Source organism: Bradyrhizobium sp. 40 (genome assembly GCF_023100925.1).
Classification (GTDB): Bacteria; Pseudomonadota; Alphaproteobacteria; order Rhizobiales; family Xanthobacteraceae; genus Bradyrhizobium.
In genome coordinates this window covers 2,685,474-2,708,735 of record NZ_CP064688.1, presented here as the reverse complement: position 1 = coordinate 2,708,735, position 23,262 = coordinate 2,685,474, and the positions used below count along the sequence as shown (strand labels likewise).

The following is a 23,262-nucleotide window of genomic DNA, read 5'->3' as shown; positions in this document are numbered from 1 at the left end:
TGCAGGTTCTTCCCATGTCCGTCCCGACCACGCCGCTCAACCGTCTCCGCCAGCTCTGGCGCGAGGGTCGTCCCGCCTTCGGCGCGATCGCGACGATCCCGAGCGTGCAGACCGTGCAGATCATGGCGCGCTCACTCGACTGGATCATCGTCGATCTCGAGCATGGGCCGATTGGACTGACCGAAGCACATGCGATGATCGCGGCCACGACCGGCACACCGTGCACGCCGCTGGTGCGGATCGCGGCGAACGAACCGTGGCTTGCGAAGGCACCGATGGACATCGGCGCCTTCGGCATCAATTTCCCGATGATCACCAATCGCGCGGAGGCCGAGAAAGCGGTGCGCAGCGTGCGCTATCCACCACGCGGCGATCGGCTCTGGGGTCCGTTCCATGCACCATTCCGCTGGGGCCAGTCGATGCCGGACTACATGGCCAGCGCCGACGACGAGATGATATGCATGATCACCATCGAGCACGTCGACGCCGTCAACCGCATCGACGAGATCATGGCCACGCCCGGCATCGACGTCGCCGTAATCGGCCCCGGCGATCTTGCCACCTCCATCAACAAGCGCGGCCAGATGGACGATCCGGAATTGCTGGAGCTGGTGGCGCGGGCCGAGGCTGGCATCCTCAGAAGCGGCGTGCCGATCGGCGGTGTGGCGCGTACCGCGGACCAGGCCAATGCCCTGGTCGATCGCGGCTACCGCGCGATCGCGCTCGGCTTTGACTGGTCCCTATTCCAGCGCGGCATCATGGCAGCGTTCGAGGGGATCAAGCGCTAGCCTTGAGCCTTTGCCGGGAGTTTTGCCGAGAGTCTTGCCGGGAACCACGGCGCTGCTAGGGTCGGTCGTTCCAGGGAGGAAAAACCATGCTCAAAATGACTTTGCTCGCTCTCGCCTTCACCGGCCTCGCTGTTGCGGCCTTCGCCCAACAGCCCGGCATCAAGCGCACCCCGCTCCAGAAGGTCGAATTTCCCGATGGCTACAACACCATCACCGCCATCGCGGAGGTCCCGGCGGGCGGCGCGGCCGGTCGCCATACCCATCCGGGCATCGAGACCGGTTACGTGCTCGAAGGCGAGCTCAATCTCCTCATCGACGGGCAGCCGGAAAAGACGCTGAAAGCCGGCGATTCCTACCAGATCCCGGCGGGCGTCGTGCATGACGCCAAAGCCCACGGTGACAAGGCTATGAAAGTGCTTGGGGTTTACATCGTCGACAAGACCAAGCCGTTGGCCTCGCCGGCGCCCTGATGCGGCGAACCGACCGGCCCCATGCGGGTTGGTTCGTGCTAGAGCAGGCGGCGAGCGGGAACCCGCTCGCTGCACAAACTTTAATCAGGGGAAACCAAAGAGCGATGCGCGGGACGCCCAAGACCATTTCGCTGCCGCGTCGCCTGATTATCGACCTCATGCACGCATCGATGGGCGTGCCCTTCGTGTCCCTGTCCCGTTCGCTCGATATCGGCCCCCTGCAGGAGGCCCGCGCGGGCGCGATGGCACCAGCCGGCTGGGCGGCCATGTTCGTCAAGGCTTTTGCCCTGGTCGCCAGGAACGAGCCGGTCCTGCGTACCGTCTATGCCGAATGGCCCTGGCCGTCGCTTTACGAGCTCCCGAAGAGCGTGGCGTCGGTGGCCATTGCCCGGGTCGAGGGCGGCGAGGAATGCGTGATCCCGCAGCGAATCGTGGCTCCCGAGGCCATGACCCTGGCTGAGGTCGACGCCGAGATCCGGCGCGCCAAGACCGCCCCGATCGACGAAATTCCCATGTTTCGCAAGATCATGCGGGTGACCCGTCTGCCGCTGCCGCTGCGGCGGCTGTCCTGGGCGATAGGACTGAATTTCGGCCGGCAGCGCGGCAACTGGTTCGGCAGCTTCGCGGTGAGCTCGGTGGCCGCCTATGGTGGCGGCGAGCTTCACCCGATCACGCCCGGCCCCTTCATCGTCAGCTATGGGATGGTCGGGCCTGGCCAGACCATCCATGTCGTGATCCGCTGGGATCACCGGGTCACCGATGCCGCCCCGATCGCCCGGGTCCTGACCCGGCTGGAACAGGTCCTGAACACTGAAATCGCTGCCGAATTGCGGGCGGCCGGGTCGAAGCCGATCCGGGCGGTCGGGACGTGAGTCCGGGCCATTCGCATTGACAGCGAGCCCCAAATCCCCCTAAAAGCCGCTTGCTCGCGGGCCGATTTCGGCCCGCGAAGCGTTTCGCGACCCGTGGTCCTGTCCCTTAAGCTTTGGGGATCGGACCTGTCAGTGCCGGGCTAGCCCGTCACACAGGAGGGCGCGTTTCCTCAAACCAAGTACCTGAAGAGGACGCGATGACTAAGCGCAGTGAGGCGAAGTACAAACTCGATCGCCGTATGGGCCAGAACATCTGGGGCCGCCCGAAGAGCCCCGTGAACCGCCGCGAATACGGCCCCGGCCAGCACGGCCAGCGCCGCAAGGGCAAGCTCTCCGACTTCGGCGTGCAGCTGCGCGCCAAGCAGAAGCTGAAGGGCTATTACGCCAACATCTCCGAGCGTCAGTTCCACAGCATCTATGTCGAGGCCAGCCGTCTCAAGGGTGATACCGGCGAGAACCTGATCGGCCTGCTCGAGCGCCGTCTCGACGCGGTCGTGTACCGCGCCAAGTTCGTCTCGACGATCTTCGCCGCGCGCCAGTTCATCAACCACGGCCACGTCAAGGTGAACGGCCGCAAGGTCAACATCTCGAGCTATCTGGTCAAGCTCGGCGATGTGATCGAGGTCAAGGAATCCTCCAAGCAGCTCGCTCACGTCCTCGAAGCCAGCCAGCTCTCCGAGCGTGACACCCCCGACTATCTCGAAGTCGACCACGGCAAGATGACCGCGAAATACATTCGCATCCCGCACCTCTCCGACGTGCCGTTCCCGGTGCAGATGGAGCCGCATCTGGTCGTCGAATTCTATTCGCGCTGATAATTGCAGCATCGACAAAGGCCCCGGTTTTCCGGGGCCTTTTTGTTTGTTAGCATGCCATTGATGTCTCGCACGGCCGACCAGCTCGCCAACACTCATCCTTCGGCAACGCCGACTGAAGCGGCGCTCGGAGCGTGGGAGGCCCTCTCCCGCGACGAGCAGATCTGCCGATATCAGGGGCTGTTCGCTCAGCCCGATTGCAATATCTTCGCTGCCGACACGCCAGACGACATCCTGCTCGCCGCGCGACAGCGCGTCGCTCAACGTTCTCGTGGCTAGTTCAGGTCATTGGGACACGCACGCAACACGTTGCCATTGTTCGACTAGAGAATGAGACCAGCCATGCTCTACACCCCTCCCCCGATCGATCCCAAAGCGCCGCCAGTGCGCATCAATCTGCTCTCTGACACGCAGACAAAGCCGACACCCGCAATGCGCGAGGCGATGGCGCGGGCGGAGGTCGGCGACGAGCAGGTCGGCGACGACCCGACCGTGAATGCGCTGTGCGAGCGCGTCGCCGAGCTGCTCGGCAAGGAAGCCGCCGTGTACATGCCGTCAGGCACGATGTGCAACGTCACCGCAACGCTGGTGCATTGCCGCCCCGGCGACGAGATCCTCGCCCATGAGAGCGCCCATATCATCGCGCGCGAAGGCGGCGCGCATGCCGCGATCGGCGGCTTCCAGGTCACGCAGCTGAAGGGACCCGACGGCCAGTTCACGCCGGAGACCTTTCGCAGAGCGCTGCATCCGCGCACGCGCTACCAACCGCCACAGACGGTGGTCAGCGTCGAGCAGACCGCCAATATCGGCGGCGGTACGGTCTGGAAGAAGGCCGCGCTCGACGAGATCGTCGCGATCGCGAAACAACATGGCCTCGTCACCCACATGGACGGCGCGCGCCTGCTCAACGCCACTGTCGCGAGCGGCATCTCCCCGCGCGACATGACCGCGGGCTGGGATTCGGCCTGGATCGACTTCTCGAAGGGCTTGGGCGCGCCGATCGGCGGCGTGCTGGCGGGCTCGCGCGCCTTCATCGATGCGGTCTGGCAGTGGAAGCAGCGGCTCGGCGGCTCGATGCGACAGGCCGGAATTTGCGCGGCGGCTTGCATCTACGCGCTCGACCATCATGTCGAGCGGCTCGCCGACGATCACGCCAATGCGCGCGCGCTCGCCCGCGGACTGTCGCAGATCGCAGGCGTCGAGGTGCAGGAGCCCGAGACCAATCTGGTGTTCTTCAAGCCCGATGGTGCCGGCATTCCCGGCGACAAGATGGTTGCGGCGCTGCGACAGCGCGGCGTGACGCTTGCGATGATGGACGGCCGCATCCGCGCCTGCACCCATCTCGACGTCAATGCGAGCCAGGTCGAGGAGACGATCGGATATATCCGCGAGATCGTGCGCGGAGCGTAATCACCGCCCCATCGCCTGGTAGATCAACGTCTTCAGCGCCAGCTGAATCCGGCCGCGCTGCGTCGGAGTCTGCACCATGAAGATCCCGAACAGATCGTCCTCGGGATCGATGAAGAAGAACGTGCCGCCGACGCCGTCCCAGCGATATTCGCCGAGCGGCCACGTTGTTCCAGGGGGCACCGAGGTGCGCACGGCGAAGCCGAGACCGAAGCCGGAAGACCCGCCCGGATAATAGTTCTGGTCGCGCGCGATCTTCGTCTCCGGCCCGATATGATCCGAGGCCATCAGCGCGATGGTCTCCGGTTTGAGATAGCGCCGGCCGTCATAAGTGCCGCCGTTGAGCAGCATCTGGGCGAAACGGGCGTAGTCGCCGACTGTGCCGACCATACCGCCGCCGCCCGATTCCCATGTCGCGGGCCGCCTGATGTCGCGGACCTGCGTCGTCGGATTGATATTGCGATCCCCCGGCATCGGCTCGGCGATGCGCGGGAATTTGGCGGGATCGGCGACGAAGAAGGCCGTCTCGGTCATGCCGAGCGGATCAAGCAGCCGCTCCTTCTCGAACTGCAGCAGCGTCTTTCCCGCGATGATTTCGATGACGCGGCCGAGCACGTCCGTGGAATAGCCATAGTCCCACACCGTGCCGGGCTGCTCGACCAGCGGCAGCGTGGCGATCTTGGCGGCGAATTCGGCGTTGGTCAGATTGCTGTTGAAGAGATTGGCGTCCGCGTAGAGCTCGCGCACCATACCGCCGCCGTAATAGCCGTAAGGCAGCCCGGAGGTGTGGCGCAGCAGATCCTTGACCGTGATGGGTCGCTCCAGCGGCTCCAGCGACAGCGCGACTTTGCCGTCCTCGGCCTTCTTCTCGATGCCGACCTTCATGCCGGCGAAGGCCGGAATGTATTTCGAGACGGGATCGTCGAGCGACAGCTTGCCCTCCTCAACCAGCATCATCGCCATGACTGAGGTGACCGGCTTCGACATCGAGTAGAGGCGGAAGATCGTGTCTGCGCTCATCGAGAGTTCAGTCGCGACGTCGCGGACGCCGAAATTCTGATAGTAGACCGCCTTGCCGTGCTGCTGAAGCAGCAGGATGGCTCCGGGGATCTTGCCGGTGGCGACCTCATTGCGGATGTAATCGGAAACCTTCGCCAGCCCCGCAGGCGAGAGCGTGCGGGCCGCAGGTCTCTCCGAGCCTGCCTTCGTAACGATGCCGCCGGCGAGAAGGACGAGCGCCGCGATCAATGCGCGGCGCCCGAACATGTCAGTTCTCCATCGCTTCATAAACCAGCTGCTTCAATGTTCGCTGCACGCGCTGGCGCTCGGTCGGGGTCTGCTCCAGCAGCACGAAGAACATGTCCTGCTTGGGATCGATCACGAAATAACAGCCGGAGGCGCCGTCCCATTTTAGTTCGCCGAGATCGCCGGGCGGCGGCGGTTTTGCGTTGCCGGGGTCGGTGCGCACCGCAAGTCCAAGACCGAAGCCGAAACCATCGCCGGGGAAATAGAAATAATCGCGATCGACGCCCGATTTGGGGCCGATCTGGTCGGTCACCATCAGCTTGAACGTCTCGGGCTTGAGAATCGTCTTGCCGTTGAGACTGCCGCCCTTGAGCAGCATCTGCGTAAAGCGCTCATAATCGGCCATGGTCGTCACCATACCGCCGCTGGCGAACTGGATCTTCTTGATCACCGTCGGATCGTTGATCCGCCCGACCCGGAAATCGCTGTCGTTCGGCACCGGCTGCGCCAGCAGCTTCTGCTTCTCGGGATCGGTGACGAAGAAGCCGGTATCGACCATGCCGAGCGGGTCGAGCAGCTTCTCCCGCTCGATCTCGATGAGCGGCTTGCCGGCCGCGACTTCCATGACCCGCGCCAGGATGTCGGTGGAATGGCCGTATTGCCACAGCGCGCCCGGCTGGTTGTGCAGCGGAAGTTTTGCGATTCGCTCGGCGAACTCCGCGAGGTCGAAATCGCCGGCATAGATGTTGGCATCGCGATAGGCCTTGCGGACCAGGCTGTCGCCATAGAAGCCGTAGGTGACGCCCGAAGTGTGCGTCATCAAATCGTGCACCGTCATCGGCCGGCTCGGCGGCACGAGCTCAAGCGACTTGGTGCCGTCCTCGGCCTTCTTCTCGACGCCGACTTTCACGTTGGCGAAGGACGGAATGTATTTCGAGACGGGATCGTCGAGCTTGATCGTACCTTCCTCGATCAACTTCACTGCGACGACGGAGGTGATCGCCTTGCTCATCGAGAACAGGCGGAAGATCGTCTTGTCCGTGATCGGCGCCTTGCTGACCGCGTCCTGCACGCCGAAGACTTCGTGGTAGACCGGCTTGCCATGTTGCTTGATGAGGACGTTTGCCCCTGCGATCTTGCCGGTCGCGACCTCGTTCTTGAAGAACTCGGTGATCCTCGCGACCTTGTCCGGATTGAAATGCGCGCCGGCCGGAATCTCGTAGGTGCCCTCCGCCCGCGCGAGCGACATCGTACCCAACGACACAAGCGCGGCGCAGACCAGCGCGCGCAGTCCAGACTGTAAAATCATATCCCCTCCCCGGAACATGGCCCGTCGGAGTGTACCGACCGCGTCATCAGGCACAAGGGCCGCCGTACCGCGCCAAAACGTCCGCGTGCAGAGTCGCGCTCTTTTCCGAGAAACAACAAAATATGACGTCGACGACCAGCGGCGCGGCGGGAAGGGCTTCAATGGTCGCATGGACCGCAATCTTCGCCGCCTGGTCGGCCGGAAAGCCGTAAACCCCGGTCGAGATCGCGGAGAACGCCACGGAGGTCAGCTGATTGGCTCCGCAGAGCTCAAGCGCACGGCGATAGCATGAGCCCAGCGCCTGCGCCTCACCGCGAGTGCCGCCGTGCCAGACCGGGCCCACCGCATGGATCACATGGGGTGCAGGGAGAAGGTAACCCTTCGTGATCTTGGCATCGCCGGTCGGGCATCCTCCGAGCTTCCGACACTCGGCCAGAAGCTCGGGCCCGGCCGCCCGATGGATCGCCCCATCGACGCCGCCCCCACCCAGCAGCGACGTGTTGGCCGCGTTGACGATGGCGTCAACGCTCAGCGTGGTGATGTCAGCGACGATGACCTTGAGCTCCGCGCCGCCGATCCGGCGCGTCAGCTGGGTCACGTATCAGGCCGCGACAGCGACGCCCTTTTCGGAGAACAGCTGCTGCAATTCACCGGCCTGGAACATCTCGCGGACAATGTCGCAGCCGCCGACGAACTCGCCCTTCACATAGAGCTGCGGGATGGTCGGCCAGTTCGAAAAGTCCTTGATGCCGTTGCGCAGTTCGGCGGATTCGAGAACGTTGAGGCCCTTATAGCCGACGCCGATGTGGTCGAGAATCTGGACGACCTGGCCGGAGAAGCCGCACTGCGGAAATTGCGGTGTGCCCTTCATGAACAGAACCACGTCGTTCGACTTCACTTCGTTGGCGATGAATTCCTCGATGCTCATATCCGTGTCCTTCTGGGGCGGAGCCCACTCCAATCGCTTCGGGCTGGCTCAGCCGATTTAACCCGATCCCTGCCTATATATGTAGCCCAAACCGTTGTGCATCCAAAGTAAAATGGCGGCGAGCGGCCCCTGGGCGGACCGCTCTCGGCAGCAGCGGCCCATTGCATGATGGCACGAATATCATAGCCGGGGAGGACTTTCATACCGTCACGGAGCCCCTATCTAGGACGAACCCGGCGTTTTGGAACCCGACAACGCCAACAACGTTCTCTTGTCCTGTCTGGAGAAAAACGTGAAGAAACAAGCCTCCGCTACGGCCCCCGCTCCGTCACCGTCGGCCGATTTGGGCGGCCTTGCCCAGAGGCTGGAAGACGCGTTTCTCAACGTCCGCGACGAGACCGAGCGCCGGGCCGCACCGCTGTCGCCGGAGGATCAGCAGATCCAGTCCATGCCGGACGCGAGCCCGACGAAATGGCACCGGGCGCACACCACCTGGTTCTGGGAGCAATTCGTGCTCGGCGAGCACTGTGCGGGCTACCGGCCCTTTCACCCTGACTTCGCCTTCCTGTTCAATTCCTATTACGTCAGCGCCGGCCCACGCCATTCCCGCAATCACCGCGGCGATATCACCCGTCCGAGCGCCGATCAGGTCGGCGCCTATCGAAAACATGTCGACGCTGCCGTCGTGAAATTCTTCCGCGACGCCGGCGAGGATAAGCTTCGCGAGATCGCGCCGCTGGTCGAGGTCGGCCTCAACCACGAGCAGCAGCATCAGGAATTGATGTTCACCGACATCCTGCACGCCTTCGCGCAGAACCCGATCCCGCCGGCCTATGATCCGGACTGGCGCTTCCCGGCCGCAACGCCGGCCAGCGAGGATTGGCTGACGCTGAACGAAGGCATCCACACCGTCGGTCATGTCGACGAGAGTTTTCATTTCGACAACGAGAAGCCGGCGCATCGCGCCCTCGTCGGCCCGGTCAAGCTCGCACGCAATCTCGTCACCAATGGCGAATGGCTCGCCTTCATGCGCGACGGTGGCTACCGGACCGCAACGCTGTGGCTGATGGACGGTTTTGCGGCCGTGAACAACGAGGGCTGGGACGCCCCCGGCCATTGGCGCGAGATCGACGGCCAGTGGCATGTCTTGACGCTGGCCGGCCTCAAGCCGGTCGATCCCGACGCGCCGGTCTGCCACGTCAGCTATTACGAGGCTGACGCCTTTGCGCGCTGGGCCGGAAAACATCTGCCCACCGAGATGGAATGGGAGGTCGCGGCCCGCGCGGGCCAGCTCAACGATGCGTTCGGCATCGTCTGGCAGTGGACGCGGTCGTCCTACTCGCCGTACCCCGGCTATCGCGCCATCGAAGGCGCGCTCGGCGAATACAACGGCAAGTTCATGGTCAACCAGCTGGTGCTGCGCGGCTCTTCGCTTGCAACCCCGGAGGGGCACAGCCGTATCACCTATCGTAACTTCTTTTATCCGCACCACCGGTGGCAATTCACGGGACTGCGGCTCGCCGACTACGAGTAAAATTCTTATCCGACGACAAATGCGCGCCGGACAGCGCGTTCAGGAGAGTATCATGAATGTGCACGCCAGCGCTTTGGCCGAAGCCCATCTTCCCGACGAACAAACCACCGCCTTTGCCCGCGAGGCCATCGAGGACCTCTCGCAGCAGCCCAAAAAGCTGTCGCCGAAATATTTCTACGATGCGGCCGGATCGGAATTGTTCGAAGCGATCACACGGCTGCCGGAATATTACCCGACGCGCACGGAGCTGGCGATCCTGAAGGAGCGTGGCAGCGAGATCGCAAAGATCATTCCGGAGCACGCGGCGCTCGTCGAATTCGGCGCGGGCGCGACCACAAAGGTTCGCCTGCTGCTCAACCACTGCAAGTTCGCGGCCTATGTGCCCGTCGACATCTCCGGCGACTTCCTGACGGCGCAGGCGAGCGGCCTGAAGCGGGATTTTCCGTCACTCGGCATCTACCCGGTGGCGGCCGACTTCACCACGCCGTTCGAGCTGCCCAAGGCGGTGGCGACCATGCCCAAGGTCGGGTTCTTCCCGGGCTCGACCATCGGCAATTTCGAGCCGCATGAAGCGCAGGCGTTCCTGAAGAGCGCTCGCGCTATCCTGGGCCGGGGTGCGCAGATGATCATCGGCGCCGACCTCGAGAAGGAGGAGCGCCTGCTCCACGACGCCTATAACGATGCCGCCGGCGTCACCGCGCGTTTCAACCTCAATGTGCTGGTACGGATCAATCGCGAACTCGGCGGCAATTTCGACCTCTCCGCCTTCACCCATCGCGCGATCTACAATCGCGAGCGGCACCGCATCGAGATGCACCTGATCAGCAAGAAGAGCCAGACCGTGCGCCTGCTCGGCACCAGCTTTTCGTTCCGCGCGGGCGAGAGCATCCACACCGAGAACAGCTACAAATACAGCATCGAGCGCTTCGCCGCGCTGGCGCAGGGCGCAGGCTGGCGCGTGCGCGAGAGCTGGACGGATGTCGCGAAGATGTTCTCGGTGCATGCGCTGGAGGCGGCGGAGTAAGCGCTCCGGCGCCAATGGCGCCGGCTCAATGCTCCTCGGCTTGTTCCGGCGTCGATCCCAGGGAGACCGACTCCCACACCGCAACGACGATCATGATCACCGTCGCGGCGACCGACAGCCATAGCGGGGACAGTTCGGCGGCGAACCACGACAGCACCAGAAGCAGAATGATGCCGATGCCGTGCGAGAGCTGGAGGAAGCCGCGGATCGCATGCTTGAACAGGATGGTGCCGACCAGGAACAGCAAGGGACCGCCGATCGTGCTCACGATGATCCTGATATCGGAATGCCCGACCGGATGCTTCAGCACCAGCTCGTCGGAGACCGCGGTCAGGATGATGCCGGCGACGATCGGCATGTGCAGATAGGTGTAGGCGAGCCGCGCCAACCGGCCGGATTCGGCGGATTTCGAGATGCGCTCGGCGCCGGCCTCGGCGCCCTTGTGGAAATAGACCCACCACATCGCGATGCTGCCGACCAGCGCGGAGACGAAGGCCAAAATGTTGTCTGCGGTCCAGTCCAGCTCGGCAAAGGTGGCGCCGTTGACGACGACGGCCTCGCCGAGCGCGATGATGACGAAGAGCGAGCAGCGCTCGGCCATGTGGCCGCCTTCGACGGCCCAGGCCTCGACCGACGAGAAGCCCAGCTTGGGGACCCAGAAGCGCAGTGCCGGCGAGATGTATTCGATCGTCAGCGCCACGATCCAGAACCATAGCCGCACCTCGTCATGGGCGAGGCCGCCGAGGATCCAGAAGATCGCGGAAACCGAGAGCCATGTCAGGATGCGGATCGCATTGTGCCGGACGGCCGTTCGGTGGCGCGGAGTCGCAAACATCCAGAAGGCGGTGCGCCCGACCTGCATCGTTGCGTAGGCGATCGCGAACCACAGGCCCCGCCCCTCAAACGCGGTCGGGATCGTCGTGGACAGCACGAGGCCACCCAGCATCATCAGGAAGATCAGGATCCGGACCGGCGTCAGTTCGGGATCGAGCCAGTTGGTGACCCAGGCGGTGTAGACCCACACCCACCATACCGCGAGAAACAGCACCGCGACGTGCATCGCACCGAGTGGCGTGAAATGGTGCAGCAGTGTGTGCGAGACCTGCGTGATCGCGAAAACGAAGACCAGGTCGAAGAACAGCTCGGCATTGGTGACGCGGCTGTGCTGGTTCGGCAGGATGACGCGAAACATCGCGCCGCGAGGATTGTCCGCAGCCATCGTCATGCCCCCGTCACGATCGGATCAGGCGCCCGGCACCCCGGTTTGCAGCGCCAGCGCATGCAACACGCCGCCCATCTGGCCGCGCAGGGACTGATAGACGATCTGGTGCTGCTGGACGCGGGACTTGCCGCGGAAGGTCTCCGAGATCACGGTCGCGGCATAGTGATCGCCGTCCCCGGCGAGGTCACGGATGGTCACCTCGGCATCGGGGATCGCCGCCTTGATCATCGCCTCGATATCGTGGGCGTCCATTGGCATTCGGGTCGTGCTCCTGTCTCGGCTGCAATCAGCCTTGTCGTCGAATCGCTGCCGGGGTCCGGGATCTGCAAAGCCAAACTTGCCGGCGGGGCCAAACTTAGCGTGAACGGCCTTCTACGTCACGCCTTCCGGCACTATATCGGTGATCCGTTCTGGATAAAGCCACGACAAAGTGCCGCGCGCGGCAGAGTGATCGAAAAGGCGTGAAATCATGAAGCTTCCTGGGCCCGACCACCCCATCACCATCACCCCAAATCCCCGGCGCGTCCGGGTCACGGCCGGCGATATCGTGATCGCCGAGACCACCAAGGCGCTGACGCTGAAAGAGGCGAAATATCCGGCGGTGCAATATGTGCCGCGACAGGACGCCAACATGGCGCTGCTGGAGCGCACCGACCGCGTCACCCACTGCCCCTACAAGGGGGATGCGAGCTACTACAGCGTCAAGGCTGACGGCAAGACGCTGGATAACGCGATCTGGACCTATGAGGCGCCATTCCCCGCGATGACCGAGATTTCCGGTCACCTCGCCTTCTATCCGGACAAGGTGAAGATCGAGGAAGTGGGGTAAGCCCACATAGGGCCTGCCGTCATGGCCGGGCTCGTCCCGGCCATCCACGCCCTTGGCTGCCGCGGATACAAAAAACGTGGATGCATGCCCGGGGCAAGCCCGGGCACGACGACTGGGAATGCCGACGCGAGCCCCGCTACGCCCTGAATATCGTGAGCCCCAGGATCAGCAGCACCAGGAAAATCGCGACGAACACGTAGAACAGGAAGCGGGCGATGTCGGCGGAGGCGGCCGAAATGCCGGTGAAGCCGAGCACGCCGGCCACGATCGAGACAAGTAAGAAGATCAGCGCCCATTTCAGGATCGTCATCGCCAGCTCCGAAATTGTGCCGCCTGTCGCGGCCCTCAAGCCCTTTTGGCGAACGCTAACTGCGTCGCAGGGAACTGGTTCCTAGCGGCAGCGGGCCCTGCGGGCGTCCCAAACGACCCTTGCTGAATCCGGTTCCCGGCGGCAAAGTCCCGCTGGGACGGAAAGCGCGACCGGGGCGGCCACGATGACGATGTCACATTCAGCGACGATCGGAGCAGAGGCGCATGCGGCGCCGAAGGCCAAGGCGCGCAATCTGTCGCTCGATCGCGCCCGCACCTTCCTCACGCTGGTGGTGCTGCTGCACCACGCCGTCATTCCCTACACCTATTTCGGGCACACCGATCCGGCGTCCTGGGCCGGTTTCGACGTGGTCGTGCTGGCCACCGACAGCTTCTTCATGGCGATGTTCTTCTTCCTGTCGGGACTGTTCACCTGGCCCGGCATCGCGCGCAAGGCGCCGTCGGTCTTTCTCCGCGACCGCCTGTTGCGGCTCGGACTGCCGTTCGCGATCGCGGCGTTCACCGTCATCCCGCTCGCCTATTACGCGATCGCGCTGCGGCACGATCCCGGGCTGAGCTTCACGGCATTCTGGTGGAAGACGATCACGGTTGGCCCGTGGCCGAGCGGCCCGATCTGGTTCGTGTGGGTGCTGCTGGCATTCGACCTGACCGCAAGCCTGCTCTACCGGGTCTCCGCGCATCTGGTCGATCCGGGCAACCGCGTGTCGCTGCGCGGATTCGACCAGCCGGCCGTATTCTGGCTGCTGCTCGTCGTCGTCACGACAATCGCCTACGTGCCGGCGCTGCTCTATTTCGGCGGCAGCAAATGGTTCGAGCTCGGGCCGTTCTCGGTGCAGGCCAGCCGCATCCTGCTCTACTTCGCCTATTTCTTCATCGGCGTCAGCGTTGGAGCCGCGAATTTCGAGCGCGGCATCCTCAGCGCCGGCGGCCAGTTGCCGAAACAGCGCTGGCTGTGGGTGATCGCCACGCTGATCCCCTACTGCCTGATGTGGGGCATGATCTACATCAAGCGCGAAGTTCTCGGTAATCCCGACCCACAGCCGCACTGGTACCAGGCGATCTACGGCACGTTCTTCGTGCTGTTCTCAGGCTCGATCCTGCTCGCGATCCTCGCCTTCTTCCTGCACCAGAAGTCGCCGGGACCGAACCTGCTCGACCGCATGCAGGCGGATGCCTACGGCATCTTCCTGGTGCACTACCCGATCGCGCTGTGGATTCAGTACGCGCTGTTCGATTACAGCTGGCCTGCGATCGTGAAAGCCGCGATCGGCTTCGTGCTCACGGTGATCCTGAGCTGGGGACTGACGGCGGGCTTACGGAAAATTCCGGGGGCCTCGCACGTGTTGTGAGGCCGAGCTCTTTCCATTCCTCATTGCGAGGAGCTCTTGCGACGAAGCAATCCAGAGTGCCTCGGCGGTGAGGCTCTGGATTGCTTCGCTGCGCTCGCAATGACGGAGTTTGCGGAAGCGCGTCCTACGCCGCCTTGCCGCCCATATACTCCGGCAGCCAGCGCTCGAACGAGGTCCGCAGTGCCTCGATCGTTACAGGCGCCTCGCCCGCGATCGCGATCGCGTCGCCGCCGGTGGTGCCGATCCGCACGCAGGGCACCTCGCAGCCGCGCATCTTGGCGAGCACGCGGCCGGCCTCGGTTTCAGGCACGATGACGAGATAGCGCGCCTGGTCCTCGCCGAACCAATAGGCCTGAGGCACCAACGAGGTTGGCGCCGCGAGCAGTTTGGCGCCGATACCGCTCGCCATCGCCATCTCGGCAAGAGCGATCAGCAGGCCGCCGTCGGAGAGATCGTGCACGGCGGTCGCGGTGCCCGCATGGATCATGCCGCGCACGCAGTCGCCGTTGCGCTTCTCGGCGGCGAGATCGACCGGCGGCGGCGCGCCCTCCTCGCGACCGCAGATGTCGCGCAGGTAAACCGACTGGCCGAGCCAGCCGTGAGTTTCGCCGATCAGGAGGATCGCCTCGCCTTCGGCCTTGAACGCGAGCGAGGCTGATTTGGTGAAGTCATCGAGCAAACCGACGCCGCCGATCGAAGGCGTCGGCAGGATCGCGCGGCCGTTGGTCTCGTTGTAGAGCGAGACATTGCCTGAGACGACCGGGAAGTCGAGCGTGCGGCAGGCTTCCGAGATGCCCTTCAGGCAGCCGACGAACTGGCCCATGATCTCGGGCCGCTCGGGGTTGCCGAAATTGAGATTGTCGGTGATCGCGAGCGGCTTGCCGCCGACCGCAGTGATGTTGCGCCAGGCTTCCGCCACGGCCTGCATGCCGCCCTGATAGGGATCGGCCTCGCAATAGCGCGGCGTCACGTCGACAGTCAGCGCCAAGCCCTTCGGGCCGTCCTGCACGCGGACCACGGCGGCATCGCCGCCGGGACGCTGCATGGTGTTGCCGAGAATGACGTGGTCGTACTGCTCCCAGACCCAGCGCTTGCTGCACATGTCGGGCGTGCCGATCAGCTTTTCGAGCGCGGCACCGAGACCCATCGGCGCCGCCACTTCGCGCGCATGCACGACCGGCAGCGCGGCCGAGGGGACATGCGGGCGGTCATAGAGCGGCGCCTCGTCGCCGAGCTCCTTGATCGGCAAATCGGCCATGACGTCACCGCCATGCTTGACCACGAAGCGCTTGCTCGGCGTGGTGTAGCCGACCACGGCGAAATCGAGGCCCCACTTCTTGAAGATCGCCTCGGCCTCCCTCTCCTTCTCGGGCTTGAGCACCATGAGCATGCGCTCCTGGCTCTCCGAGAGCATCATCTCGTAGGCGCTCATGCCGATCTCGCGCGTCGGCACCGCATCGAGATCGAGATCGACGCCGAGATCGCCCTTGGCGCCCATCTCGACCGCCGAACACGTCAGTCCCGCCGCGCCCATGTCCTGGATCGCGATGACGCAGCCCTTCTCCATGATCTCGAGACAAGCCTCTAACAGCAGCTTCTCGGCGAAGGGATCGCCGACCTGCACGGTCGGACGCTTCTCTTCGGACTTGTCGTCGAACTCGGCCGAAGCCATCGAGGCGCCGTGGATGCCGTCGCGGCCGGTCTTGGAGCCGAGATAGACGATCGGCATATTCACGCCGGAAGCGGCCGCATAGAAGATCTTGTCGGTATCGGCGAGGCCGACCGCCATCGCGTTGACGAGGATGTTGCCGTCATAGCGGGTATGGAAACGGACCTGGCCGCCGACCGTCGGAACGCCGAAGGAGTTGCCGTAGCCGCCGACCCCGGCGACGACGCCGGAGACGAGATGCCTGGTTCTGGCATGTTCGGGCGCGCCAAAACTCAGCGCGTTGAGGCAGGCGATCGGACGCGCGCCCATGGTGAAGACGTCGCGCAAGATGCCGCCGACGCCGGTGGTGGCGCCCTGGTACGGCTCGATGTAGCTCGGGTGGTTGTGGCTCTCCATCTTGAAGACCACGGCCTGGCCGTCGCCAATGTCGATCACGCCGGCGTTCTCGCCAGGACCCTGGATCACCCAGGGCGCCTTGGTCGGCAGACCCTTCAGATGGAGGCGCGAGGATTTGTACGAGCAGTGCTCGTTCCACATCGCCGAGAAGATGCCGAGCTCGGTGAAGGTCGGCTCCCGCCCGATCAGCTTCAGAATGCGCTCATACTCGTCGGGCTTGAGCCCGTGGGCGGCAATCAGCTCGGGGGTGATCTTGGGTTCGTTCTTCATGGATTCGAGGCTTTCGACGGCGGTGGGCCGTTCTTAGGAACATCGGACGGCTTGGAAAAGCCCTTTATGGCGCATTTTCCCGCTGTCCCACGTTTTGCGGCCGGGGGCTGCGGGAACAGGAATTGCACAGCGCGGACAGATCGGATTTAAGGGCAAACGACCCGCAATTGAAGGCCCATTTCCTTGCACGAATTGACCAAAGCGCCCCCGCCTCGCCGCCCCGACCTCCACGTCGCCACCGATGGGGAATTCCAGGGCTGGCGAACCTGGATTCGCGACAGTTTTGAGAGCCATATCGGCCCGTTCTGGCACAAGATCGAGGACGACGGCAGCGTCCGCTCGGCGTTCCGGGTCGAGAAAAAGCACCTCAACGGCTCGGGAAACGTCCATGGCGGCTGCTTCATGGCGTTTTCCGACTACTGCCTGTTCGCGATCGCCACCCACGAACTGGATGGGCCGGCGGTGACCACCAATTTCGCCTGCGACTTCCTCGACGCGGCGCGCGAAGGCGAGCTGATCGAATGCGTCGGCGAGGTCTCCCGCGCCGGCGGCTCGCTGATCTTCCTGCGCGGCAAGCTGACATCGGGCGGGCGGCCGCTGTTCACCTTCTCCGGCACGATCAAGCGGGTGAAGCGGAAGCCGGCACCGCAGCCAAACGCATAGCTCGCCGCCTTCCCTTTTGGCGTTCCCTCGCCCAGACTTGTGTCCAGCGCTGTCGCGCCGGGGAGCAATATCAAGGTGCCGCAGAGCACACCGCCGACGGCTCGCGCCACGGCCTCGCAATTGGCGTCCATGCCCGCCACAGGCGCGCGCAACTGGCGCGACTATGCGCTGCTGGTCGCGCTCGCCTGCTGCTGGAGCTCAACCTATCCGCTGGCCAAGCTCGCGCTGGACACGATTCCGCCCGTGACCTTCATCTCGGCGCGCTCGCTGATCGCGGCCGCCTTCCTGTTCGCGATCCTGTGGATGCGCGGCGTCAGGATCCCGACCGATGCGAAGGCCTGGAAGCTGTTCTCGGTCCAGCAATTGATCAACTCGACCTTCCCGTTCCTGATCATCACGTGGTCGCAGCTCTATGTGCCGGCCTCGAACACGGTGGTGCTGGCCTCGACCACGCCGATCTTCGCCTTCCTGATCACCTCGTTGATCACGCGCCACGAGCCGGCAACGCTGCTGAAGCTCTTGGGCGCGCTCCTCGGCCTTGCCGGCACCATCGTCATCGTCGGCCTCGATGCGCTGCGCGGCTTCGGTAGCGAGATCGTGGCGGAGATCGCCATCCTGCTCGCCACCATCTCCTTTGCCTGTGCCACGATCTTCGGCCTGCGGCTGTCCGAATACGACCCGATGGTGGTGGCGGCCGGTTCGCTGCTGTTCGGCGGTCTCGTGCTGCTGCCGCCTTCGCTGATCATCGACCAGCCCTGGACGCTGCACCCGACGCCGACGGCGATCATAGCCACCATCATCATGGGGATCGTCTCCAGCGCCTTGGGGCTGATGCTGTTCTACATGTGCCTGGGACGGCTCGGCACGCTGACGACGAACGCGCAAGGCTATCTGCGCATCCCGATCGGCGTCGGCCTCTCCGTGCTGCTGCTCGGCGAGAGCGTGCCGTCGAACCTGGTGCTGGGCCTGGTGCTGGTCATGGCGGGCGTTGCCGCGATGACGGTGCCGCCGGAGCGGCGGAAACGACGCTAGCTATTACTTGGCGTCGTCAGCCAGCATCTTGCGGTACTTCTCGACGTCGCGAGTCACAAGTTTTTGCAGCACCTCGGGCGTGTGCTCGTCGGCATCGGGTGCCACGGTCGAGAGGTCCGCGAACCGCTTCTTCACCGCGTCGGTTTCGACCGCCGTGCGTGCAGCTGCATTCAGCCTGGCCATGACCGCCAGCGGAGTCCCCTTGGGCGCGAACAGGCCGTTCCAGCCCTGCGCCTCGAATTCGGGCAGGCCGGCTTCGGCCGACGTCGGCAGGTCCGGCAATGTCGCGAGCCGCACGGTCGAGCCGAACACGAGCCCGCGTGCCAGCTTCTCGTTGATCGACTGCGACACGGAGGCTGCCGCATCGCAGACGCCGTCGATCTGGCCGCCGATCGCATCGGTGAGCGCGGGCGCGGCGCCGCGATAGCCGACCAGCGTCGCGTCGATCCCGGCGGCCGTGACGAAGCTCTTGCAGATCAGGTAGTTCGAAGAGCCGACGCCGGCATGGCCGAGATTGATCTTGCCGGGATTGGCCTTGGCGTAGGCGATGAACTCCTTCAGGTCCTTTGCCGGAAAATCCTTGCGCACGGCGATGATGCCGAACGTCTTCGCCACCATGGCGATCGGTACGAAGGAGTCCGGCGTGAACGGCAGCTTTGGATAAATCGTATAGGTCGCGGCGTTGGTGCCGGCATTGCCGATCGCAATGGTGTAGCCGTCGGGCTCGGCGCGGGAGGCGCGCGCCAGTGCGGTCGAGCCGCCGGCGCCGGCGACGTTCTCGATCACGATGGTCTGGCCGAGCGCGATGCCCATCTGCTCGGCAACGGTGCGCGCGATCACGTCGGACGTGCCGCCGGCCGCGAACGGCACGATCATGGTGACGGGACGCTTGGGGAAGTCCTGCGCGAACGCGGTCGTCGCGAATGCAACGACGGCGACAGCGGCCGCCAGCCGCTTCAGCACGAACGCAATCACGCGGCCTTTTCCAGATGCGCGGTGAGGCCGGCGAACAGTCCGCGGCCGTCGGTGCAGCCCATGATGTCTTCGACGTGGTTTTCCGGATGCGGCATCATGCCGAGCACGTTGCCCTTGTCGTTGACGATGCCGGCAATGGATTGCGCGGCGCCATTGATGTTGCTGATGTCGTCGATCGCGCCGTCGGCCGAGCAATAGCGGTACAGCACGCGACCGTCGCCTTCGAGCCGCTTGATGGTCTCCGCGTCCGCCGCATAATTGCCCTCGCCATGCGCGATGGGCACGCGGATCACCTGCCCCGCATTGTAGCCGCGTGTGAACGGCGTGTCGGAGCGCTCGACGCGGAGATGCACGTCATGGCAGATGAATTTCAGCCGCGCATTGCGCATCAGGACGCCGGGCAAGAGGCCGGATTCGCAGAGGATCTGAAAGCCGTTGCAGACGCCGAGCACGAGGCCGCCCCTGGCCGCATAGTCGCGCACCGCGTCCATCACCGGCGCCCGCGCCGCAATCGCGCCGCAGCGCAGATAATCGCCGTAGGAGAACCCGCCGGGCACCACCACGAGGTCGGTGCCATCAGGTAGCGACGTCTCGGCATGCCAGACCATCGCGGGCTCGCTGCCCGAGATCAGCCTCAAGGCACGCGCCATGTCGCGCTCGCGGTTGATTCCGGGAAAGACGAGGATGGCGGCTTTCATGGCAGAGGTTCCGAACGAGGATTAAAATGGGGCTGGCACGTCTGCCAAATCGGCAGCAGACATAACCATTTGACGGGGATTTTACCAGTGCTAGCCTTGCCCGCGAGCGTTGTGCACAGGCCATAGCCCGCCATTCGGCCGATCGATTCGCCCGGGATTAAAGCCATGAATGTCCCCTCGCTGCCCGCATCCCTCTCCGAGCCGGTGTCCACCGAGGGCGTCATCGCCGCCGGTGCCTATGTCGACGGCCGGCGCGTCGCCAATATCGCCATCAGCGAGGCTTCGAGCTGGCGGGCGAAACCCGGCCACGTGGTCTGGATCGGGCTGCACGAGCCCGACATGGCGCTGCTCAGCGCGGTGCAGAAGCAGTTCGACCTGCACGAGCTCGCCATCGAGGACGCCAACCACGCCCATCAGCGACCGAAGATCGAGCAATATGGCGAGGCCCTGTTCATCGTGGCGCGCACGGCGCAACTGATCGAGGGCCGGATCGCCTTCGGCGAGACGCACATCTTCGTCGGCGAAGGCTATCTGGTCTCGGTGCGCCACGGCGCGTCGACGTCCTACACGCCGGTGCGCGAACGCTGCGAAAGCTGCCCGCGCGCGCTCGCGCGCGGCGAGGACTACATCCTCTACGCCATCCTCGATTTCATCGTCGACAACTACTCGCCCGTGCTCGAGAGCATTCACGAAGAGGTCGAGAGCATCGAGGACGACGTGCTCTCCAAGGCAATCAGCAAGGCGCAGATCGAGCGGCTCTACATGCTGCGCCGCGACCTGCTGCGGCTCAGGACTGCCATCGGACCGCTGGTGGAGGTCTGCCGCCGGCTCGAGCATGACGAACTGGCGATGGTGCGCGCTACGATGCAGCCGCTGTTCCGCGACGTCACCGACCACGTCAGGAACATCCAGGAGCGGATCGATTCAATGCGCGAGGTGCTGGCCTTCGCCTTCGAAGCAAGCCTGCTGGTCGGCCAGGCCCAGGAGACGGCGGTCTCCAAGAAACTTGCCTCCTGGCTCGCGATCATCGCGATCCCGACCGCGCTTGCCGGCATCTACGGCATGAACTTCAAGCACATGCCGGAGCTGGACTGGGAGTACGGCTATTACGCGCTGCTCGGCGTGATGCTGACGGCCTGCGGCGCGCTGTACTGGCGTTTTCGTCGGGTCGGATGGCTGTGAGCCATCCCGTTCACCCGATCAGCTCGACCCGATAATTCTCGATCACGGTGTTCGCCAGCAGCTTGTCGGCGGCGTCCTTCAACGCCGCCTCTGCCTTGGCCTTGTCCGCGCCGGCGAGCTCGATGTCGAACACCTTGCCTTGGCGAACGCTGGCGACGCCGTCGACGCCGAGCGACTTCAACGCACCCTCGATCGCCTTACCCTGCGGATCGAGGATGCCCGTTTTCAACGTAACGGTGACACGTGCCTTCACGTCAGATCCCTCTTAGCTCTTCACCAGCACCGGGCCGGAACCGGCCGGACGCTCGTTCTCCATGAGAATGCCGAGACGCTTGGCGACTTCGGTATAGGCCTCGAGCAGCCCACCGAGATCCCTGCGGAAACGGTCCTTGTCGAGCTTCTCGTTCGACTTGATGTCCCACAGACGGCAGCTATCCGGCGAGATCTCGTCGGCGACGATGATCCGCATCATGTCGTTTTCGAACAGCCGGCCGCACTCCATCTTGAAGTCGACGAGGCGGATGCCGATGCCGAGGAAGAGACCGGTGAGGAAGTCGTTGACACGGATGGCAAGCGCCATGATGTCGTCGATCTCCTGCGGTGTCGCCCACCCGAAAGCGGTGATGTGCTCTTCCGACACCATGGGGTCGTTGAGCTGGTCGTTCTTGTAGTAGAACTCGATGATCGAGCGGGGCAGCTGCGTGCCCTCCTCGATGCCGAGGCGCTGCGACAGCGAACCGGCGGCAACGTTCCGCACCACCACTTCCAGCGGCACGATCTCGACTTCGCGAATCAACTGCTCGCGCATGTTGAGGCGGCGGATGAAATGGGTCGGCACCCCGATGTCATTGAGGTGCTGAAACAGGTACTCCGAGATCCGGTTGTTGAGGACACCCTTGCCCTCGATCACCTGATGCTTTTTCGCATTGAACGCGGTGGCGTCATCCTTGAAGTGCTGGATCAGGGTACCGGGCTCCGGGCCTTCGTAAAGAACCTTTGCCTTGCCTTCATAAATGCGACGCCGACGGCTCATGGGGATGTACCGTGTTTTGTTGAAATCCATGTATCTGGTGTGCTCCGGTTGACGAGACTACGACCCACAGCGGAGCTGCCGTGAACGGCCCGGAACCCCTGGAAACAGAACGGGAACCCAGCCTTAGGCAACCTATCCGATTGGCCGTCCCAGCACAATCGATCCGGCCGTCCGGCATCAAACTTATACCGTCTTGCCTGCGGCTTAACGGCTCGTTGTTTTGCCGATTCGTGCCCCCTATCTAGGCATGCACCGGGGCTCTCGCAACGAGGGCCAGCCGGGTCCATTCAGCAGGGAATTGGAAAAGGCATGAGCACGTTGGACAAGCGCGAGGAAGGCTTCGAGAAGAAGTTTGCCCTCGACGAGGAGCAGAAATTCAAGGCGGAAGCCCGCCGCAACCGGCTGCTCGGTCTGTGGGCGGCCGAAAAGCTCGGCATCACCGGCGATGCCGCCACGGCCTATGCCAAGGAGGTGGTCGCGGCCGATTTCGAGGAAGCCGGCGACGCCGACGTCCTGCGCAAGGTCATGGCCGATTTCGCCGCCAAGAACGTCGCCGTCACCGAACAGGTGATTCGCGCCAAGATGAACGAGCTGATCGCGGTGGCGGCGGCCGAGGTGAAAGCCGGGAAGTAAGGCGAAGCGTCATTCCGGGGCACGTCTGCGACGCACCCCGGAATGCCAACCAGCTATCCCTCCTTGAACCCATACTCCGGCACATTGCCGCTGGCGCCGTAATATTTGTACGGCAGGAATTTGCCGCTCATGGTGATCTTGACGCGGTCGCCCTTCGGGTTGGGCAGGCGCTCCATCACCATGTCGAAATCGATCGCCGACATGATGCCGTCGCCGTACTCCTCCTCGATCAGCGCCTTCCACGCCGGACCGTTGACCATGACCAGCTCGTAGAAACGATAGATCAAGGGATCGGTCGGCGGCATCGGCATGCCGCGCATCGGCGTCTCGTTCAGCATCGCGGTCTCGGCCTTCGTCAGGCCGAAAAGTTCAGCGGCGTTTGCGGCCTGCGGCTTGGTCAGTTTCATTTGGCCAAGGATCGCGCCTGTTATCAGCACCTCGGAATAGCCGCCGATCTTTTCGCAGATGTGTTTCCAGCTCCAGCCCTTCTCGCGCTTGATGTCGAGCAGCTTCTCGGTGAGGTCTTCGCGTTTCATGTCAAGGTCTCCTTGGTTGTCGTCATGCCCGGGCCTTGTCCCGGGCATCCACG

27 protein-coding genes are annotated in these 23,262 nt (G+C 64.0%); 14 read left to right on the top strand and 13 right to left on the bottom strand.

Annotated elements, in window-relative coordinates:
* Window positions 1-14: 14 nt before the first annotated feature.
* The 6 genes from IVB40_RS12920 to IVB40_RS12895 all read left to right on the top strand — a co-directional run bounded on the left by IVB40_RS12920 (window position 15) and on the right by IVB40_RS12895 (window position 4,355).
* A complete protein-coding gene (locus IVB40_RS12920; protein WP_007612103.1) occupies window positions 15-788 on the top strand; it encodes an aldolase/citrate lyase family protein in 774 nt (257 codons plus the stop codon).
* Between the two features lie 86 nt (window positions 789-874).
* Window positions 875-1,258 (top strand): cupin domain-containing protein, encoded by a 384-nt coding sequence (locus IVB40_RS12915; protein WP_247818994.1) that lies wholly within the window; start codon window positions 875-877, stop codon window positions 1,256-1,258.
* A gap of 104 nt (window positions 1,259-1,362) precedes the next feature.
* On the top strand, window positions 1,363-2,130 hold the full coding sequence (locus tag IVB40_RS12910) for an acyltransferase (RefSeq protein WP_247400366.1): 768 nt from the start codon (window positions 1,363-1,365) through the stop codon (window positions 2,128-2,130).
* A 197-nt stretch (window positions 2,131-2,327) separates the two neighbouring features.
* Complete coding sequence (rpsD, locus tag IVB40_RS12905; RefSeq protein WP_007602315.1) at window positions 2,328-2,945, top strand: 30S ribosomal protein S4; 618 nt, start codon at window positions 2,328-2,330, stop codon at window positions 2,943-2,945.
* A gap of 63 nt (window positions 2,946-3,008) precedes the next feature.
* Window positions 3,009-3,224 carry a hypothetical protein gene (locus tag IVB40_RS12900; protein ID WP_245287780.1) on the top strand — a complete coding sequence of 72 codons (216 nt, stop codon included), beginning with the start codon at window positions 3,009-3,011 and terminating at the stop codon, window positions 3,222-3,224.
* Window positions 3,225-3,287: 63 nt separating this feature from the next.
* Entirely contained in the window at window positions 3,288-4,355 is a 1,068-nt protein-coding gene (locus IVB40_RS12895; protein ID WP_247400368.1) for a threonine aldolase family protein, read from the top strand.
* Here IVB40_RS12895 and IVB40_RS12890 read toward each other — a convergent pair whose 3' ends face one another.
* The 4 genes from IVB40_RS12890 to grxD are packed head-to-tail and all read right to left on the bottom strand — an operon-like array spanning window position 4,356 to window position 7,834.
* On the bottom strand, window positions 4,356-5,618 hold the full coding sequence (locus tag IVB40_RS12890; RefSeq protein WP_247818993.1) for a serine hydrolase domain-containing protein: 1,263 nt from the start codon (window positions 5,616-5,618) through the stop codon (window positions 4,356-4,358).
* Window position 5,619: 1 nt separating this feature from the next.
* Window positions 5,620-6,906 carry a serine hydrolase domain-containing protein gene (locus tag IVB40_RS12885; RefSeq protein WP_247818992.1) on the bottom strand — a complete coding sequence of 429 codons (1,287 nt, stop codon included), beginning with the start codon at window positions 6,904-6,906 and terminating at the stop codon, window positions 5,620-5,622.
* 46 nt (window positions 6,907-6,952) lie between these two features.
* A complete protein-coding gene (locus IVB40_RS12880) occupies window positions 6,953-7,504 on the bottom strand; it encodes an O-acetyl-ADP-ribose deacetylase (protein ID WP_247818991.1) in 552 nt (183 codons plus the stop codon).
* A 3-nt stretch (window positions 7,505-7,507) separates the two neighbouring features.
* Window positions 7,508-7,834, bottom strand: coding sequence for a Grx4 family monothiol glutaredoxin (gene grxD / locus IVB40_RS12875; protein WP_063995769.1), 327 nt, complete (start codon window positions 7,832-7,834; stop codon window positions 7,508-7,510).
* 241 nt (window positions 7,835-8,075) lie between these two features.
* Here grxD and egtB point away from each other — a divergent pair, with 241 nt between their 5' ends.
* Together egtB and egtD are read left to right on the top strand one after the other, a co-directional pair.
* Window positions 8,076-9,368, top strand: a complete 1,293-nt coding sequence (gene egtB, locus IVB40_RS12870) for an ergothioneine biosynthesis protein EgtB (protein WP_247818990.1) — start codon at window positions 8,076-8,078, stop codon at window positions 9,366-9,368.
* Between the two features lie 52 nt (window positions 9,369-9,420).
* Window positions 9,421-10,392 carry an L-histidine N(alpha)-methyltransferase gene (egtD, locus tag IVB40_RS12865; RefSeq protein WP_247818989.1) on the top strand — a complete coding sequence of 324 codons (972 nt, stop codon included), beginning with the start codon at window positions 9,421-9,423 and terminating at the stop codon, window positions 10,390-10,392.
* Window positions 10,393-10,417: 25 nt separating this feature from the next.
* On the opposite strand, the gene IVB40_RS12860 is transcribed toward egtD, so the two are convergent.
* Window positions 10,418-11,611, bottom strand: coding sequence for a low temperature requirement protein A (locus IVB40_RS12860; protein ID WP_247819530.1), 1,194 nt, complete (start codon window positions 11,609-11,611; stop codon window positions 10,418-10,420).
* A gap of 24 nt (window positions 11,612-11,635) precedes the next feature.
* Window positions 11,636-11,872, bottom strand: coding sequence for a BolA family transcriptional regulator (locus IVB40_RS12855; protein WP_007602284.1), 237 nt, complete (start codon window positions 11,870-11,872; stop codon window positions 11,636-11,638).
* Between the two features lie 211 nt (window positions 11,873-12,083).
* Between IVB40_RS12855 and IVB40_RS12850 the strand changes: the two genes are divergently transcribed.
* Window positions 12,084-12,443: a DUF427 domain-containing protein gene (locus IVB40_RS12850; protein ID WP_027567668.1), complete on the top strand. Its 360-nt coding sequence runs from the start codon at window positions 12,084-12,086 to the stop codon at window positions 12,441-12,443.
* A gap of 136 nt (window positions 12,444-12,579) precedes the next feature.
* Here IVB40_RS12850 and IVB40_RS12845 read toward each other — a convergent pair whose 3' ends face one another.
* Complete coding sequence (locus IVB40_RS12845) at window positions 12,580-12,753, bottom strand: DUF1328 domain-containing protein (RefSeq protein ID WP_007602280.1); 174 nt, start codon at window positions 12,751-12,753, stop codon at window positions 12,580-12,582.
* Window positions 12,754-12,943: 190 nt separating this feature from the next.
* Between IVB40_RS12845 and IVB40_RS12840 the strand changes: the two genes are divergently transcribed.
* Entirely contained in the window at window positions 12,944-14,122 is a 1,179-nt protein-coding gene (locus IVB40_RS12840; protein WP_247819529.1) for an acyltransferase, read from the top strand.
* Between the two features lie 124 nt (window positions 14,123-14,246).
* Here the strand turns inward: IVB40_RS12840 and purL are convergent, their stop codons facing one another.
* Entirely contained in the window at window positions 14,247-16,457 is a 2,211-nt protein-coding gene (gene purL / locus IVB40_RS12835; RefSeq protein WP_247818988.1) for a phosphoribosylformylglycinamidine synthase subunit PurL, read from the bottom strand.
* 183 nt (window positions 16,458-16,640) lie between these two features.
* On the opposite strand from purL, the gene IVB40_RS12830 reads away from it, so the two are divergent.
* Together IVB40_RS12830 and IVB40_RS12825 are read left to right on the top strand one after the other, a co-directional pair.
* Window positions 16,641-17,120, top strand: coding sequence for a PaaI family thioesterase (locus tag IVB40_RS12830; RefSeq protein ID WP_247459456.1), 480 nt, complete (start codon window positions 16,641-16,643; stop codon window positions 17,118-17,120).
* A gap of 75 nt (window positions 17,121-17,195) precedes the next feature.
* Window positions 17,196-18,152: a DMT family transporter gene (locus IVB40_RS12825; protein WP_247818987.1), complete on the top strand. Its 957-nt coding sequence runs from the start codon at window positions 17,196-17,198 to the stop codon at window positions 18,150-18,152.
* Window positions 18,153-18,155: 3 nt separating this feature from the next.
* Here IVB40_RS12825 and IVB40_RS12820 read toward each other — a convergent pair whose 3' ends face one another.
* Window positions 18,156-19,127: a tripartite tricarboxylate transporter substrate binding protein BugD gene (locus IVB40_RS12820; RefSeq protein WP_247818986.1), complete on the bottom strand. Its 972-nt coding sequence runs from the start codon at window positions 19,125-19,127 to the stop codon at window positions 18,156-18,158.
* Window positions 19,124-19,825, bottom strand: a complete 702-nt coding sequence (gene purQ / locus IVB40_RS12815; RefSeq protein ID WP_247818985.1) for a phosphoribosylformylglycinamidine synthase subunit PurQ — start codon at window positions 19,823-19,825, stop codon at window positions 19,124-19,126. The genes IVB40_RS12820 and purQ overlap by 4 nt, the downstream gene beginning before the upstream one ends.
* A 165-nt stretch (window positions 19,826-19,990) precedes the next feature.
* On the opposite strand from purQ, the gene IVB40_RS12810 reads away from it, so the two are divergent.
* Window positions 19,991-21,007 carry a magnesium and cobalt transport protein CorA gene (locus tag IVB40_RS12810; protein ID WP_247818984.1) on the top strand — a complete coding sequence of 339 codons (1,017 nt, stop codon included), beginning with the start codon at window positions 19,991-19,993 and terminating at the stop codon, window positions 21,005-21,007.
* A gap of 10 nt (window positions 21,008-21,017) precedes the next feature.
* Here IVB40_RS12810 and purS read toward each other — a convergent pair whose 3' ends face one another.
* Window positions 21,018-21,260: a phosphoribosylformylglycinamidine synthase subunit PurS gene (purS, locus tag IVB40_RS12805; protein WP_007602264.1), complete on the bottom strand. Its 243-nt coding sequence runs from the start codon at window positions 21,258-21,260 to the stop codon at window positions 21,018-21,020.
* A gap of 12 nt (window positions 21,261-21,272) precedes the next feature.
* Window positions 21,273-22,040: a phosphoribosylaminoimidazolesuccinocarboxamide synthase gene (gene purC, locus IVB40_RS12800; RefSeq protein ID WP_171944915.1), complete on the bottom strand. Its 768-nt coding sequence runs from the start codon at window positions 22,038-22,040 to the stop codon at window positions 21,273-21,275.
* Between the two features lie 309 nt (window positions 22,041-22,349).
* On the opposite strand from purC, the gene IVB40_RS12795 reads away from it, so the two are divergent.
* Window positions 22,350-22,673, top strand: a complete 324-nt coding sequence (locus tag IVB40_RS12795) for a DUF1476 domain-containing protein (RefSeq protein WP_247362456.1) — start codon at window positions 22,350-22,352, stop codon at window positions 22,671-22,673.
* Window positions 22,674-22,726: 53 nt separating this feature from the next.
* On the opposite strand, the gene cynS is transcribed toward IVB40_RS12795, so the two are convergent.
* A complete protein-coding gene (gene cynS, locus IVB40_RS12790) occupies window positions 22,727-23,209 on the bottom strand; it encodes a cyanase (protein WP_051462744.1) in 483 nt (160 codons plus the stop codon).
* Window positions 23,210-23,262 lie beyond the last annotated feature (53 nt).

Bases quoted from the DNA above. Each gene is read 5' to 3' on its own strand.
- IVB40_RS12920 (WP_007612103.1), top strand. From the start codon at position 15: ATGTCCGTCCCGACCACGCCGCTCAACCGTCTCCGCCAGCTCTGGCGC.
- IVB40_RS12915 (WP_247818994.1), top strand. From the start codon at position 875: ATGCTCAAAATGACTTTGCTCGCTCTCGCCTTCACCGGCCTCGCTGTT.
- IVB40_RS12910 (WP_247400366.1), top strand. From the start codon at position 1,363: ATGCGCGGGACGCCCAAGACCATTTCGCTGCCGCGTCGCCTGATTATC.
- rpsD (WP_007602315.1), top strand. From the start codon at position 2,328: ATGACTAAGCGCAGTGAGGCGAAGTACAAACTCGATCGCCGTATGGGC.
- IVB40_RS12900 (WP_245287780.1), top strand. From the start codon at position 3,009: ATGTCTCGCACGGCCGACCAGCTCGCCAACACTCATCCTTCGGCAACG.
- IVB40_RS12895 (WP_247400368.1), top strand. From the start codon at position 3,288: ATGCTCTACACCCCTCCCCCGATCGATCCCAAAGCGCCGCCAGTGCGC.
- IVB40_RS12890 (WP_247818993.1), bottom strand. From the start codon at position 5,618: ATGTTCGGGCGCCGCGCATTGATCGCGGCGCTCGTCCTTCTCGCCGGC.
- IVB40_RS12885 (WP_247818992.1), bottom strand. From the start codon at position 6,906: ATGATTTTACAGTCTGGACTGCGCGCGCTGGTCTGCGCCGCGCTTGTG.
- grxD (WP_063995769.1), bottom strand. From the start codon at position 7,834: ATGAGCATCGAGGAATTCATCGCCAACGAAGTGAAGTCGAACGACGTG.
- egtD (WP_247818989.1), top strand. From the start codon at position 9,421: ATGAATGTGCACGCCAGCGCTTTGGCCGAAGCCCATCTTCCCGACGAA.
- IVB40_RS12860 (WP_247819530.1), bottom strand. From the start codon at position 11,611: ATGGCTGCGGACAATCCTCGCGGCGCGATGTTTCGCGTCATCCTGCCG.
- IVB40_RS12855 (WP_007602284.1), bottom strand. From the start codon at position 11,872: ATGCCAATGGACGCCCACGATATCGAGGCGATGATCAAGGCGGCGATC.
- IVB40_RS12850 (WP_027567668.1), top strand. From the start codon at position 12,084: ATGAAGCTTCCTGGGCCCGACCACCCCATCACCATCACCCCAAATCCC.
- IVB40_RS12845 (WP_007602280.1), bottom strand. From the start codon at position 12,753: ATGACGATCCTGAAATGGGCGCTGATCTTCTTACTTGTCTCGATCGTG.
- IVB40_RS12840 (WP_247819529.1), top strand. From the start codon at position 12,944: ATGTCACATTCAGCGACGATCGGAGCAGAGGCGCATGCGGCGCCGAAG.
- purL (WP_247818988.1), bottom strand. From the start codon at position 16,457: ATGAAGAACGAACCCAAGATCACCCCCGAGCTGATTGCCGCCCACGGG.
- purQ (WP_247818985.1), bottom strand. From the start codon at position 19,825: ATGAAAGCCGCCATCCTCGTCTTTCCCGGAATCAACCGCGAGCGCGAC.
- IVB40_RS12810 (WP_247818984.1), top strand. From the start codon at position 19,991: ATGAATGTCCCCTCGCTGCCCGCATCCCTCTCCGAGCCGGTGTCCACC.
- purC (WP_171944915.1), bottom strand. From the start codon at position 22,040: ATGAGCCGTCGGCGTCGCATTTATGAAGGCAAGGCAAAGGTTCTTTAC.
- IVB40_RS12795 (WP_247362456.1), top strand. From the start codon at position 22,350: ATGAGCACGTTGGACAAGCGCGAGGAAGGCTTCGAGAAGAAGTTTGCC.
- cynS (WP_051462744.1), bottom strand. From the start codon at position 23,209: ATGAAACGCGAAGACCTCACCGAGAAGCTGCTCGACATCAAGCGCGAG.